Genomic DNA, 14601 nt, shown 5'->3' on the forward strand with positions numbered 1-14601 from the left:
CCCGCAATAACCCTGCATCCACCTGGCTGTCATGCCGGCGTCGCCGGCGTGGGGCTTATCGCTCTGGCGGAAACAATAATTTTGGGGAAGCAATTGTGCATTCGAAAGGTACCAATTCCGCACTACCGCGCTTCGAAAGCCTCACTTTTAAAGGTGAGGTTTTTTATTCTTTTCCTCGTTACGCCCGCATCCGTTCATATTCGACACCTTGTTTCTTTTTCGTGCGTCCCGCTACTTTTCCGTTTCCCAATCAAATTTTAACTGCATCACACTCCCTGGCATGCAGATCAACTTTTATTACTTTGTCTATCTTCCTCTGTTCCGCGTCGCCGCGCTTTTGATCCGCCCCGCCGAATTGGCCAGTGCTTCAACTGCCCGCCGCTTACTCGATTGCTAACTTGGTGCGCGCACCGCACCAATTGGAGGCGGTGCTTTGAAAATAAAATCGAGGAAATCGAGTATGCACAGCGATAAGAGAAATAAATGCGTGCTGTTCGGCGCGGCGATGCTGGCATCGTCCCTGGCCTTCGGGCAGCAATGCCAGAGTCCCACTCCCGTATGGGAAGACAATTTCGACGGTACCGCCCTGGACACCACCAAGTGGGAACCGATGATCGGTGACGGCTGCACCTACGGGATCTGCGGCTGGGGCAACAACGAGCTGCAGTATTACCAGGCCGAGAATGCCGTGGTAGAGAACGGCATCCTGACCATCACTGCGCGCAAGGAGCGGGTGAAGAGCAAGGGCTATACCTCCGCGCGCCTGCGCACCGCCAACATGCCCAATGGCGGCGAGTGGACCAACGGCCGCTTCGAGGCACGCATCAAGCTGCCGGACGGCGCCGGCATGTGGCCGGCCTTCTGGATGCTGCCCACCGACCCGGACGTGGGCTGGCCCACCAGCGGCGAGATCGACATCATGGAGTCCACCGGCCAGGCGGACGAGTATGTATCCGGCACCCTGCACTACGGCCAGCCCTACCCGGACAATTCCTTTACCGGCAACCGGCTGCTGACCCAGCCCGAGCCCTGGTCGGCCGACTTCCACACCTATGCGCTGGAGTGGGAGCCGAACGAGATGCGCTGGTATGTGGATGACCAGCTGTACGCCACCCTCACGCCCCAGGACCTGACGGATTCCTCCTACTGGACCTTCGAGGATTACCAGTACCACTTCCTGCTGAACATGGCGGTGGGCGGCAACCTGGGCGGCCCGGTGGATGACTCGGCGCTGCCGCAGACCATGCAGGTGGATTACGTGCGCGTGTATGACCAGGGCCAGCCGGCCATCACCGGCGACCGCATTGTGGAGAACGGCTCCACCACCACCTATTCCGTGGCCGGTACCGTGGGCGGCAACCCGGGCTTCAGCTGGAGCCTGCCTGCCGATGCCACGCTGGTCTCCGGTGCCGGCAGTGACACCATCACCGTGCAGTGGGGCAGCAATGGCGGCGACGTGGCGGTGAGCGTGAGCGACAGCTGCGGCAGCGCCGACCTGAGCCTGCCGGTGTACGTGGCACCGAAGCTGGTACAGGAGCAGGTGCTGGATGACTTCGAGGCGAACCGCCAGCTGGCCTACACCACCGCCGACGGCACCTTTGTGCAGGACGCGGCCAACCCGGCCCCGGACGCCACCAACGGTTCCGCCACCGTGGCCATGTACACCCGCGATGCCGCGGCGCAGTATGACGTGATCATCGCCGACACTACTGCCATCCCGGATGCGGACCCGTTCCTGGCCGGCAACAAGGCGTTCTATATGGACGTGTTCACCAGCGCCGCCCCGGGCACGCAGATCCTGGTGCAGCTGGAGGACAGCTCCACGGCCACCGCCACCAACTACCCCACCGGGCGCCATTCCAAGTACGCCGCCTACGTGGGCGAGGGCAGCGGCTGGCAGCGGCTGAAGTTCGAGCTGGACGACCGCATCGACGGCGGCACCCCGGCCAACGCGGTGGACAGCCTGGTGATCCTGTTCGACCCCAACACCTTCAATGGCGACACCTACTACTGGGACAACTTCGATATCTACGGCCTGGACGGCAGCAGCAACCAGGCACCCGTTGCCAGCGGCAGCGGCAGCTGTGACGGGCTGGGCTGCAGCTTCGACGGCAGCGCCAGCACCGATGCGGACGGTTCCATCGCCAGCTACGCCTGGGACTTCGGTGACGGCAACAACGGCAGCGGTGTCGCGCCCTCACATACCTATGCCGTGAGCGGTACCTACACCGTCACCCTGACGGTCACCGACGACCAGGGTGCCACCGACCAGGACAGCTTCGATGTCACCGCCAGCGACGGCGCGGCGGCCACCACCATGTATGTCTCCAGCGTGGTGACCGGCACCCAGTCCGCCGGCCGCGGCCAGAAGTACGCCACCGCCACCGTGACGGTGCTGGACGACCTGGGCCGCGGCGTGGGCGGCTTGACCGTGACCGGCAACTTCAGCGGCACCATCACCGAGACCGGCGCCACCGCCACTACCGATGCCAGCGGCATTGCCACGGTGGTGAGCTCCGCCAGCGCCGGCGGCAATGTGCAGGTGGGCTTCTGCGTGAGCGACCTGGCCGGCGGCAACCTGAGCCACGACACCAGCGCCAGTGCGGGGCTGTGCCAGTAACGGCTGGTTGATACGGGCGGGCCCTGTGTCCGCCCGTGTAAAAAAATAAAATTTGGTACCACAGGATGTGCCTGTGTGGGCCCTGTCTCCGGCGCTGCCGGGGCAGGGCTTTTTTTGTTCCGTTCCGGTAAGGGATCGCGTCGGTAAGGTATCGCGGCCAGCGGCCGCTCCCACAGGGGAAAGCGCTGCGCGCCTCGGCAATAAATTTCTAAAGGCCATCCATTTAATGGAACTTTATTTCCGCAAGATATTTTCCCGTTTTCTGCCCTTTATTTCCGTCGGTACCGCCCTTTCTTTCCCATCGGGTCCCCGGTGGGTGAATTCTGTTCGCCAGTGCACCCTGCACCCTTTTGGTTCATAACGGCGATGATGCACCCAAATCGGGCCACACTGCCGTGCATTTGATCCGCCCCGACGCTTCGACCCGTGTCGCCACCACTTTTCTTTTTTCCCGCTGATAACTTGCTTGGTCGCATGGCAGCGGTCGTGGGCTGTGCAGATAATAATGACTTCGAGGAAATCGAGAATGTACAGCGACAAGAGAGCGAAGAGCGCCATCTTCGGCGCGGCGATGCTGAGTTCATCCATCGCCATCGGGCAGCAATGCCAAAACCCCGCCCCCGTTTGGGAAGATAATTTCGACGGTACCGCAGTTGATACCACCAAGTGGGAAGTAATGATCGGCGATGGCTGCAGTTACGGCATCTGCGGCTGGGGCAACAGCGAGCTGCAGTCCTACCAGGCCGACAATGCCACCGTAGAAAACGGCATCCTGACCATCACCGCGCGCAAGGAGCGGGTACAGAGCAAGGCCTACACCTCCGCGCGCCTGCGCACCGCCAATATGCCCAACGGCGGCGAGTGGACCAACGGCCGCTTCGAGGCGCGCATCAAGCTGCCGAACAGCTCCGGCATGTGGCCGGCGTTCTGGATGCTGCCCACCGACCCGGCCGAAGGCTGGCCCATCAGCGGTGAGATCGACATCATGGAGGCCACCGGCCAGGCGGACATGTTCGTGTTCGGCACCCTGCACTACGGCGAGCCCTACCCGAACAATTCCCACACCGGCAACAAGGTGCTGAGCCAGCCGGAGCCCTGGTCGGCCGGCTTCCACACCTACGCGCTGGAATGGGAACCCAACGAAATGCGCTGGTATGTGGACGACCAGCTGTACTCCACGCTCACTCCCGATGACCTCACCGATGCGTCTTACTGGACCTTCGAGAACTACCAGTACCACTTTCTGCTGAACCTGGCCGTGGGCGGCGACCTGGGCGGTCCGGTGGATGATTCGCAGCTGCCGCAGACCATGCAGGTGGATTACGTGCGGGTGTACGACTACGGCCAGCCGAGCGTAGTGGGCGACCGCATTGTGGACAACGGCGAGAGCACGACTTATTCCGTGGCCGGGGCCATCGGCAACGGCGCCAGCTACAGCTGGTCCGTACCGGCTGACGCCACCCTGGTCGCCGGTGCCGGCACTGATACCGTAACGGTACAGTGGGGCAGCAACGGCGGCGACCTGGCCGTGAGCGTGACCGACGACTGCGGCAGCCGCAGCCTGTCCCTGCCGGTGCACGTATCACCGCAGATGGCGCAGGAGACGGTACTCGATGACTTCGAGGCGAACCGCGAGCTGGGCTACACCTACTTCGATGGTACCTTCCTCGCAGACGCGGCCAACCCGGCCCCGGACGCCACCAACGGTTCCTCCACCGTGGCGAGCTATACCCGCTCCGCGGCGGCCCTGTACGACGTGATCGCGGCCGATACTGCTGCGGTTGCGGATGCGGCGCCCCTGCTGGCGGGCACCAAGGCGTTCTATATGGACGTGTTCACCACCGCCGCCCCGGGCACCGAGATCCTGGTGCAGCTGGAGGACAGCAGCCAGGCCACGCCCGACAACTACCCCACCGGACGCCACTCCAAGTACGCGGCCTATGTGGGCGAGGAAGCGGGCTGGCAGCGGCTGAAGTTCCAGCTGGCCGATCGCATCGACGGCGCCACGCCGGACAGCGCGGTGAACAGCCTGGTGGTGCTGTTCGACCCGAACAGCCTCAACGGCGACACCTACTATTTCGATAACTTCGATATCTACGGTGCCGCGACCGGTGGCAACCAGGCGCCCACGGCCAGCGCCAGCCACAGCTGTGACGCACTCAGCTGCAGCTTCGATGGCAGTGCCAGCGCCGACAGCGACGGCTCGATCAGCTCCTACCAGTGGGACTTCGGTGACGGCGCAACCGCAACTACCGCCACCGCATCCCACAGCTACGCCGCGGCGGGCACCTACACCGTGACCCTGACCGTGACCGACGACCAGGGGGCGAGCGACCAGACCAGCTTCGACGTAAGCGCCAGCGACGGCGCCGCAGCCACCACCATGTATGTCTCCAGTGTGGTGAACGGCACCGCATCTGCCGGCAAGGGCCAGAAGTACGCCACCGCCACCGTGACGGTGCTGGACGACCTGGGCCGCGGCGTTAGCGGCGTGAGTGTGAGCGGCAACTTCAGCGGCGACATCACCGAGAGCGGCGCGACGGCGACCACCGATGCCAACGGCATGGCCACCGTCACCAGCTCCGCCACGGCCGGTGGCAATGTGTCCGCCAGCTTCTGTGTCACCGACCTGAGCGGCGGCGGCCTGAGCCATGACACCGGGGCCAGTGCCGGCCTCTGCCAGTAAAAAGAATGCTACCGGGTGGGCCCCAACCCACCCGGATTGCATGATGAGGTAGTTTCTCTTTTGATCTTTGGGCCCCGTTTCCGGCTTTGTGCCGGAACGGGGCCTTTTTTGTTCTATGGAGGGGGGAGCGAAACTGTTCCAACGGCATAGACGGCAGGCCGGTGCCGGCCCGCTCACGGTGGGCCGCTAGTAACCGGGCTTCAGTGACACCGTCTTGAGCTCTTCATTCACCCGCCGCTGAAACCAGGCCGGACCAACCCACGAGTACAGCACGATCGCCAGCCAGCCGTAATGCACCAGTGAAGACCACTGCCCGTGGCCGGTGTCGTCCAGCACCTGCGATGTGAGCTGGAACAGCAGGAAGCCAACCACAAGGATCAGGATGGTGCGGCTGTTGCCCCCGGACACCAGCCATGAATTTGCGCGGAACCATAAGCCGAACAGCGGATTCCGGCGCGCCTTCACCGAGGACAGCAGGTACAGGGCCTGCTCGTCGGAGGAGTCCTGTTGCAGCGCCCAGATCGCATGGTCGTAGGCTTCGTCCGTCTCGCCCTCGGCCAGCAGTACCTGCCCCATCAGGACCAGTGACTGCTGGTGCTGGGGTTCCACCTGCAGGGCTTCCCGCAGGTATTGCCGGGCCCGCCTGCGGTCACCGCCCTCCAGGTGCCAGCGGGCCATGGCCGCGAGGGTGTCGGGGTCTTCCGGGTCCAGCTCCAGGGCACGCTCGAGGGCGTTGCCGGCCTTGTCGCGCAGGGACAGCATCGAGTAGGCGCGCGCGAGTGCCAGGTGGCAGGCGCCGTTATCCGGTTCCGGGTCCAGTTCCAGGCTCTGGTGGAAATGCGCCAATGCTTCTTTCGGGCGCATCTTCGCGCACAGCACCTGGCCCAGGGCATAGTGGGCAAACGGGCTCTCGGGATCATGCTCGAGCCCCGCCCGCGCCTCGTACTGCGCCGCCACCAGTCGCTTCATGCCGATCAGGCCGATGGCAAGGTAGCTGTGCAGGAAGCTGTTGGCGGGGTCGATCGACAGTGCCTCACGCAGCGTCTCTGTCGCCCCGGCCATGTCGCTGTAGGAATATTGCCGGCGGGCTTTTTCGACCAGCCTCTCGATGGCACTGTTTAACGGATCCATGGCTGCACTCCATTCCAGACGGCCGCGACCAGGTATTGCTGCAGCTTACCGCCCACCAGATAGGCGACCACGAGCAGCGGGATGCCGTTGAACACGGCACCGCCGAAATACTCGTAGAGCTCGAAGGCTGCGCTCTGCTTGAGGTAGATGTAGTAACTGGGTACCAGGGCGAAGCCAATCAGCAGTATCCGGGTGTAACTGTGGGAGAGACCCGCCACCAGTTCACTGCGCACCAGGAAATCCATACCAAACAAGAGCGCAAAATAGCCCAGCAGCCCAAACGCGACTGCCATTATTTCCCGGTTGCGCGTGGGGCTGCCCATCACAGCACTGTTGAATACAGACCATGCCCAGCTGATAAAGACACCGCCAAACATGAAGGATAACAGTGGCCACAGGGGATCTACGGTTAGCCTGGACAGGTTGCCGGGCCGGGGTTCGTCAATAATCTGGTAACCTGCGGCCATATCACTTGCCATGTTTGTTTAAGAAATCGAGTACGTCATTGTACTGGCCCGCCTCGTTGGCATACCGGGCATAGTTCCGCGCCGTGGTGAGCCATTCGACGGTGGTGGGTTTTACCTCGCGGAGTGCCTCGAGGACATGGGCATTGGTCAGTGATTTTTCCTCACCGGACGTGATCGATTCGTCGATTACCTCGTCGATGGCCGTCTCCACCAGGTTCATCAGGTCTGCACCGGAGAAACCGGAGGTGAGCTTCACGACTTTCTCTATGTCGACGCTGTCGCCCCCGGGCCGCTCGCGCAGGAGGCCGCGCAGGATTTCCGCCCGCGCTTGCGCGTCGGGCGGCGGGACAAACTGGATTCGGTCGAAGCGGCCCGGGCGGCGGAAGGCGGGATCGAGCGCCCAGGGCACGTTGGTAGCGGCGAGGACCAGCACACCGTGGTTGTCCTGGGCGAACCCATCCAGTTCGGCCAGGAACTGGCTGACCAGCTTCGAGGACGTTGCCTCGCGGGAATGCTGGCGCTTCGCGGCCAGGGCCTCCACCTCGTCGAAAAATATCACCGCCGGGCTGTTGTTGCGAGCCTGCTCGAAGACGGCGTGCAGCTTGCTTTCCGACTCGCCGATATACATATCGAGGATGTCGGAGATCACCACATTGAAGAAGCGCGCATTGCACTCGCCGGCGGTCGCGCGGGCCAGCATGGTCTTGCCACAGCCGGGGGGGCCATATAACAGAATGCCGCCGCCGACTTTCTTGCGGAACCGGGAAAACAGCGAGGGCTTCTGGTACGGCAGGATGATTCTTTTGCGGATCTGCTTCTTAACATCCTGTAACCCGCCGATGTCGGCGAAATTAATGATCTCTGCCTCCGGCTCCAGGATCCGCGTCAGCTCCGTTACGCTGGTGTCGTCATTGGAAATCACCCGCAGGCGCGCGCCCGTCTGCGCCTCGACATTTCTGGCGCCGAGCTGCGTCGCCAGCTGCGGGTCTTCAAGGGTGGCATTTTCGCTGACCGCAGTGCGGTAGGCTGCTTTTGCCTCCTCCGTGCGCCCCAGCTCAAGCAATACCCGGGCCCGCTGCAGGCCAATGCGGGCCTCGTCGGCGGCCAGGGCTGCCAGTGCGGCCTCCAACCGCCGGGCCCTGAGCAGGGTATCGCCGGCAAACAGCTGGTCGTCCACTGACAGCCGTGACGGGTCGACTTCCTGCAGCTGGTCTGCCGCTGCATCGACGGCACCAGTAGCCAGCAGCGCCCGAGCCAGCGCTATCCTCAAGTCAGTATTTTCCGGCGTTGCCGCGAGGGCGGACTCCAGGCTGCGAATCAGTGTTTCATCCATTGATACTTTCCTCCTTTACCTCCGGCATGAGGTTTTGCCCCGCGTCTTGCGGGCGTGCCTGCTTGTGAAAAGCGACAGCAGCCCGCACGGCAAGATACACAGCCACCAGGGCGCAGAAAACCAGCAGTCGCAGCAGCATGGATGATGTGCCGGGAAGACCGGTGGAAAAAACGATAAAACCGGCAATAAAAACCGCATGCAGGTAGTCCTGCCGGGAGAGATAGTTATGCATTGGCTAATTTTTCTTATGTACGGGGCTTATCCGCGATAGAGACACCGCCCCCTTTTTTCTGCGCAGAATACCCGTGAATGGCGAACAGGCACTGAAGCTAGCACAAATTACCCAAAGTGTCCCATCAGTCGGGAATAGGGGCGCGGGAACGGCGGGCATTACGCACAGGGGCAAGGCCAATATTGACTGTGGGGGATGCGAGCGGTGAGTGCGTCGGGCGGGAGCGGCAGGTGCAGGCTCTGCAAGGGTACTCTGTCTGCAATGGTCCTCTGCCTGCAATGGCCCTCTGCCCAGAGGGGCGGCTCCCGCGAAACCCCGGCCGGGCTCCACGGGAGCCGCGCGGGTCAGGCTTCCGGTGGCTGCTGGCCCGACTTGTTAATGCCCGGGTTGTTAACGCCCGGATTATGGACAAAGTCCTCGCCGCGTGCGGCGCAACCCTTGCCGGTGTCCGGATCGCGGGTGCATTGATAGACGCGCACGTAGTCCACTTCCATCTGTTGCGGGAAGGCGCTCTCGTCGATGCCGGTGTCGTTTTCCTTGCCGGCCCAGTTGCCGCCCACCGCCAGGTTCAGCAGCAGGTGAAACCTGCGGTCGAACGGCGCGTGGGGACTGTCGGGCTGGGCGGTGGAGTACCAGCCGTCGCTGGTCTGGGTGGCGTAATGCACACCGTCCACATACCAGCGGATCTCGCCCTGCTCCCACTCCAGCGCGTATTCGTGGAAGCCGTCGGCGGGGTTGGCGCCGCCCGGCAGGCGATAGGGCTCGCCGCTGTGCACGTTGTCCGGCGCCGGGCCACCATAGTGGAGGGTCCCGTGGACCCGGTCTTCGCCGCCCACATGCAGGTTGATCGCCTCCATGATGTCGATCTCGCCGGAGCTGGCCCACCTGCCGTAGTCCCAGTCGGTGGGCAGCATCCACACGGCGGGCCAGGAACCCTGGCCGCGCGGCAGTTTCGCGCGGATCTCGAAGCGGCCGTATTTCCAGTCGCCCTTGCCGGCGCTGCGCAGGCGCCCCGAGGTGTAGGTGCCGCTGCCGCTGGTATCGGCCGGGTCGTAATCCGGGTGATCGTCCATCACCGCCGGGCCCACCGCATCCTCGCGGATGGCCTTCAGGTGCAGCTGCCCGTCCGCCACCCAGACGTTGTCCGGGTCGTCCACGTAACACTGCGCCTCGTCGTTGCCGCCGCCCCAGCAATTGCGCTCGTAGCTCCACTTGCCGGTATCGAGCTGTTCGCCGTCGAACTCATCACGCCATACCAGGCAGTAGCCGGATTCCAGCGGTGCGGCGAGGCAGTTGCGGGCCCCGGCCGTCCCGGTGGCCGGGGTGGACTGGTCGCCACCGTCGCTGCAGGCGGTGACGGCAGTGAGCGCGGTGAGGGCCAGGCGGCCCTGCCATGTTGCTTTCACTGCTGCTCCCCCGCTGCCCGGTCCTCTTTTGCGGAATCCTCTTCTTCCCCTTCATGGGCTGAATAGGTCAGGCCGAAGCCGTAGGGGAACAGCGGATCGTAGTCTGCGTCGCCCTTGTTGATGGGAATCTGCTTGAGGTCCTTCGGCCAGGTGACCGGCAGTTTGCCGGTGGGGGCGTAATCGCCGAACAGCACGTCCGCCACGCCGGCGCCCTCGGAACCCGGCAGCCAGGCTGCCACCAACGCATCCCATTCGGGCAACTGGTCGGCGATCAGCAGCGGGCGGCCGGAGACCAGCACCACGACAGTGGGGATATCCGCGGCCTGTACTTTTTCCAGCACCGCCAGCTGCTCGTCGGCCAGGGTCAGCGGCTTGCACAGTTCGCAGGGGGCCTCGCGGTAGTCGCCCATGCCCTCGGCATAGGGCTGCTCGCCCACCACCACCACGGCCAGGTCGTGGCCCGCGGCGCCTTCACCCTCTGCGCTGTAGGTGACCGGACCGCCGGCGACGTCCTTGATGCCCTCGAGGATGGTGGTGCCCTCGGTGATCTCCCCGGCCTTGCCCTGCCACTCGATGGTCCAGCCACCGGACTGCAGGCCGATATCGTCGGCGTGGGCGCCGGCGACGAACACCTTCTTGCCCCTGGCCAGCGGCAGCAGGTCACCGTCGTTTTTCAGTAGCACCTGGGATTCGCGCACCGCCTGGCGGGCCAGCGCGCGGTGGTCCGGGTGGCCGAGCAGTTCACCGGCCTGCGGGCCGTTGGCCAGCGGCGGCAGCGGGTTGTCGAACAGGCCCGCCTGCAGCTTGGTTTTCAGGATGCGGGTCACGGCATCGTCGATACGCTCCATCGACACCTCGCCGGCCTCCACCGCGGCGGTGAGGTCGGTGATGAACTGCTGCCATTTCTCCGGCTCCATCACCATATCCACACCGGCATTCACCGCGCGCACCACGCGCTCGCGGTTGGTGTCCGCGGGGATTTCCTTCAGAGCCTCCCAGTCGGAAATGGTGAAGCCGTCGAAGCCCAGTTCTTTCTTGAGCACGCCGGTCACCAGCGCCTTGTGCTCGTGCATTTTCTTGCCGTTGACGCTGCTGTAGGAAATCATCACGGTGCCCACGCCGGCGTCGATCGCCGGCAGGTAGGGGGCGATGTGCTGTTCGCGCAGCTCCTCGTCGGACACCCGGGTATCGCCGCGGTCCATGGCGTAGTCGGCATCGCCGGTGCCATAACTGGTGCCGCCGTCGCCGACCCAGTGCTTGGCGGTGGCGACAATCTTGTTATTGGCCAGGGTATCGCCGCTCATGGGGCCGCCCTGCAGGCCGAACACCAGCGGCTCGGCAAACTCTGCCACCAGTTGCGGGTCCTCGCCGAAGCATTCGTAGCTGCGGCCCCAGCGCTCGTCACGGGTCACGCACAGGGTGGGCGCGAAGGTCCAGCTGACGCCGGTGGCGGCCACTTCGCGGGCGGTGGCATCGCCGATCTTCTGTGCCAGTTCGGGATTGCGGGTGGCGCCCAGGCCGATGTTGTGCGGGAAAATAGTGGCGCCCACCACATTGCTGTGGCCGTGCACGGCGTCGGTGCCGTAAATGATGGGGATGCCCAGGCGCGTGGAGGTGGCGGCGTCCTGGTAGTCGCTGATCATCTGCACCCACTCTTCGCGGGTGTTGTCACCGGGGAAGGACCCACCGCCGTTGAGGATCGAACCCAGGTGGTAGTTTTTCACATCTTCCGGGGTGGCGTGGCGGCGTTCAGCCTGGGTCATCTGGCCGACTTTTTCCGCCAGTGTCATCTGCCCTACCAGGGTCGCAACACGGCTGTCGATATCGCCCGCTTCCGGTTTTTCAGATTCTGTTTCAGCCGGTTTCACTGCATCAGGCTCCGCGGTGCAGCCCCCCAGGGCCAGCAGCAGTGCCATCGCACATGCCCCCAGTCGGCCAGAGTTATTGGCAAACATTGTCTCTCCTCCACTGGTCGGCCAGTCCGGGCTGTGACACTGCCGCTGCCCGGCTGGTAATTATTTTTCGTAGTGTAAATCACAATGCCCGGGCGGGAGCCCGGGCATTGCGTGTTGCCAGTCGGTGCCGGCTATGGTTTGTGACCGTTATCAACCCTGGCAGCGGATTTCCGCGTCCTCGGCCGCCTTGGGCACATACTTGATATTGGCCACGGCCAGGTCCAGCGCGCCCTCGCTGCGCAGGGCCATGGCGTTGGATACGCGGCTGAAGTCGGCGCCCTTGTCGACGAAACACTGCAGGTCGATGGACAGCTTCTGCCACTCACCCGGCTGCAGTGCCTGCAGGGCATTCTGCAGCGGCAGTTCCGCGGTGCAGTCTTCGCCACAGGCAATCACGGCATTCACCGGCTGCTCGGGCTTGCTGTCGACGCGGATATCCAGGGTCAGGGCGGCACCCTCTTTCAGGTAGCGGCTCAGGTCCTGGGGCTGTTCCGCGGCCAGCATCACGCTGCCCGGTCGCAGGCCTTTCCACTGGATACGGCGCGCATCCTCCTGGGACTCCATGTCGATGGAGGCCACGGTGATGTTCTCGTCGTCACCGCTGGCGGCGCGGTTACCGGCGACGGTCACCGGTGCCTGGCCGGCCTCGGTGATCTGCAGCTGCCACGGGGAACGCGGGCGGGATACCAGCATCCACGCATCTTCCAGCGCACCGTCGGCATAGGTCTGGCCGTCTTCGGTGAGCTCGTTGCTCACCAGCGATTCCTCACCGTACTGCAGCCCGTAACCCAGCTCGAACAGGGGCTCGTAATCCTGGTGGTAGGGGTTCAGCACCGCCTGGTGCACCTGCTCCGGCCAGCTGAACGGCAGGGTGCCGGTGAACTCATGGCGCACATTGCCCTCGGCGTCGGTGAACAGCACATCCGCCACACCGGCGCCCTCGGAACCCGGCAGCCAGGCGGCCACGAAGGCATCGGAAGCGTTCATTTCCTTGTTCACCCACAGCACGCGGCCGGACAGGAATACGCTGACTACCGGGATGCCCTGGGACTTGAGCTTTTTCAGCAGCGCCAGGTCGGCCTTGGTCGCCACCTGGTATTCCAGGCTGGACAGGTCGCCGTGCCATTCCGCGTAGGGGTTCTCGCCGAACACCACGATGGCCACGTCCGGCTTTTCACCGTTGGCAAAACTGTCGGCGGCAAATTCGCCCTGCTCACTCAGGACCGCTTCACCACCGGCGCCTTTCACGGCTTCCTCGATCCCCTCGAAGATGGAGGTGGCACCGGGGAAATCCTCGCGGGTGGTACCGGTGCCCTGCCAGGTGATGGTCCAGCCACCGGACTGCTTGGCCAGGTTGTCGGCGCCATCGCCGGCGACCAGGATGTTCTGGGTCGGCTTCAGCGGCAGCAGCTGGTCGTTGTTCTTCAGCAGCACCAGCGACTTGCGCACCGCCTCGCGCGCCAGCGCGCGGTGCTCGTCGTTGCCGACGATATCTTTCTTGCCGGCCAGCGGGCGATCGTGCTCGAACAGGCCCGCGCGAACCTTGACCCGCAGGATGCGGCGCACCGCGTCGTCAAGGCGCTCTGCGCGAATCTCGCCGCTCTGCGCCTGGGCCAGGGTGTTCTTGTACAGCTCTTTCCAGTCGGACGGCACCATGAACATGTCCAGGCCGGCATTGATGGCCGCGGCACAGCTGTCCACGGTACAGCCGGGCACGAACTTGTGGCCGTTCCAGTCGCCAACCACAAAGCCATCGAAGCCCAGGCGCTCTTTGAGCACGTCGGTCAGCAGGTATTTGTGGCCGTGCAGGCGGTCGCCGTTCCAGCTGTTGAAGGAGGCCATCACCGCCTGCACGCCCGCGGGCAGTGCGCCGTAATAACCGGCGGCGTGTACCTCGGCCAGCTCTTTTTCCGGCACCTGGTTGTCGCCGCGGTCGATACCGCGCTGGGTGCCGCCGTCACCGATCCAGTGCTTGGCAGTGGCGACCAGTTTCTCGCCGCCGAGGAAGTTCTCGGAGCCTTTCTCGCCCTGGGTGCCCTTGACCATGGCCTCGGCGTAGGCCTTCACCACGGCCGGGTCTTCCGAGTAGCTCTCGTAGGTGCGGCCCCAGCGGTCATCGCGCACGACAGCCACGGTGGGGGAGAAAGTCCAGTCGATACCGGTCACCGCCACCTCGCGTGCGGTGGCCTCGCCGATGCGGCGGATCAGGTCCGGGTCGCGGGCGGCGCCCAGGCCGATGTTGTGGGGGAAGAGGGTGGCCCCCATGACATTGTTGTGGCCGTGCACGGCGTCGCTGCCCCAGATGATGGGAATCGCGGTGCCGCCGTCGGAGGTGTCCATGGAGGCTTCATAGAAAGCCTCGGAGAGGGCATGCCATTCCTGCGGGCTGGCCAGCTTGTTATTGTGCGGGTAGCTGCCGCCGCCGTTCAGTATCGACCCCAGGTGGTACTTCTTCACGTCTTCCGGGGTAACGTACTTGATCTCGGGCTGGATCAACTGGCCGACCTTTTCCTCCAGCGACATCTGCGCCATCAGCTCATCGATGCGCGCCTCGACGGCCGGGTCTTTGGGCAACGCCGGTTCCAGTTTCGGCCATACGCTGATATCGCCACCGGCTGCCTCGACTTGCGCCGCGCCGCTCGCATCGGGTTTTGCATCGCTGGTTGCCGCGCGCTCACCGCAACCGGCAAGGATCGCGCTGCACAGCAACAGGCCAGTGCCCATCTGCCGGGAAAAAGACATGCGTTCTCTCCTCATTTTCTCTGGAACTC

The 14601-nt window shown here is 64.1% G+C and carries 9 protein-coding genes; 2 read left to right on the forward strand and 7 right to left on the reverse strand.

Going from position 1 to position 14601, the window contains the following annotated elements; all coding sequences use genetic code 11:
* The first annotated feature begins 460 nt into the window (after window positions 1-460).
* Both LVD11_RS06995 and LVD11_RS07000 read left to right on the forward strand, forming a co-directional pair.
* Complete coding sequence (locus LVD11_RS06995) at window positions 461-2620, forward strand: PKD domain-containing protein (RefSeq protein WP_237057440.1); 2160 nt, start codon at window positions 461-463, stop codon at window positions 2618-2620.
* A gap of 526 nt (window positions 2621-3146) precedes the next feature.
* The gene (locus LVD11_RS07000) at window positions 3147-5306 is read left to right on the forward strand and encodes a PKD domain-containing protein (protein ID WP_305080664.1); all 2160 of its coding nucleotides are present in this window, start codon (window positions 3147-3149) and stop codon (window positions 5304-5306) included.
* Between the two features lie 186 nt (window positions 5307-5492).
* Here LVD11_RS07000 and LVD11_RS07005 read toward each other — a convergent pair whose 3' ends face one another.
* From LVD11_RS07005 to LVD11_RS07035, 7 genes are all read right to left on the reverse strand, one after another.
* The gene (locus tag LVD11_RS07005) at window positions 5493-6437 is read right to left on the reverse strand and encodes a tetratricopeptide repeat protein (RefSeq protein ID WP_237057441.1); all 945 of its coding nucleotides are present in this window, start codon (window positions 6435-6437) and stop codon (window positions 5493-5495) included.
* Window positions 6425-6904, reverse strand: a complete 480-nt coding sequence (locus LVD11_RS07010) for a hypothetical protein (RefSeq protein WP_237057442.1) — start codon at window positions 6902-6904, stop codon at window positions 6425-6427. The genes LVD11_RS07005 and LVD11_RS07010 overlap by 13 nt, the downstream gene beginning before the upstream one ends.
* A gap of 1 nt (window position 6905) precedes the next feature.
* Complete coding sequence (locus LVD11_RS07015) at window positions 6906-8237, reverse strand: AAA family ATPase (protein ID WP_237057443.1); 1332 nt, start codon at window positions 8235-8237, stop codon at window positions 6906-6908.
* Window positions 8230-8469 carry a hypothetical protein gene (locus tag LVD11_RS07020; RefSeq protein WP_237057444.1) on the reverse strand — a complete coding sequence of 80 codons (240 nt, stop codon included), beginning with the start codon at window positions 8467-8469 and terminating at the stop codon, window positions 8230-8232. Before LVD11_RS07020 ends, LVD11_RS07015 begins: the two co-directional genes overlap by 8 nt.
* Window positions 8470-8813: 344 nt before the next feature.
* Window positions 8814-9875, reverse strand: a complete 1062-nt coding sequence (locus LVD11_RS07025; protein ID WP_237057445.1) for a glycoside hydrolase family 16 protein — start codon at window positions 9873-9875, stop codon at window positions 8814-8816.
* On the reverse strand, window positions 9872-11830 hold the full coding sequence (locus LVD11_RS07030; RefSeq protein ID WP_237057446.1) for a glycoside hydrolase family 3 protein: 1959 nt from the start codon (window positions 11828-11830) through the stop codon (window positions 9872-9874). Before LVD11_RS07030 ends, LVD11_RS07025 begins: the two co-directional genes overlap by 4 nt.
* 150 nt (window positions 11831-11980) lie before the next feature.
* Window positions 11981-14572 (reverse strand): glycoside hydrolase family 3 protein, encoded by a 2592-nt coding sequence (locus tag LVD11_RS07035; protein ID WP_237057447.1) that lies wholly within the window; start codon window positions 14570-14572, stop codon window positions 11981-11983.
* Between the last annotated feature and the right edge of the window lie 29 nt (window positions 14573-14601).

It is taken from the genome of Microbulbifer sediminum (assembly GCF_021729035.1).
GTDB classification, from domain to species: Bacteria; Pseudomonadota; Gammaproteobacteria; order Pseudomonadales; family Cellvibrionaceae; genus Microbulbifer; species Microbulbifer sediminum.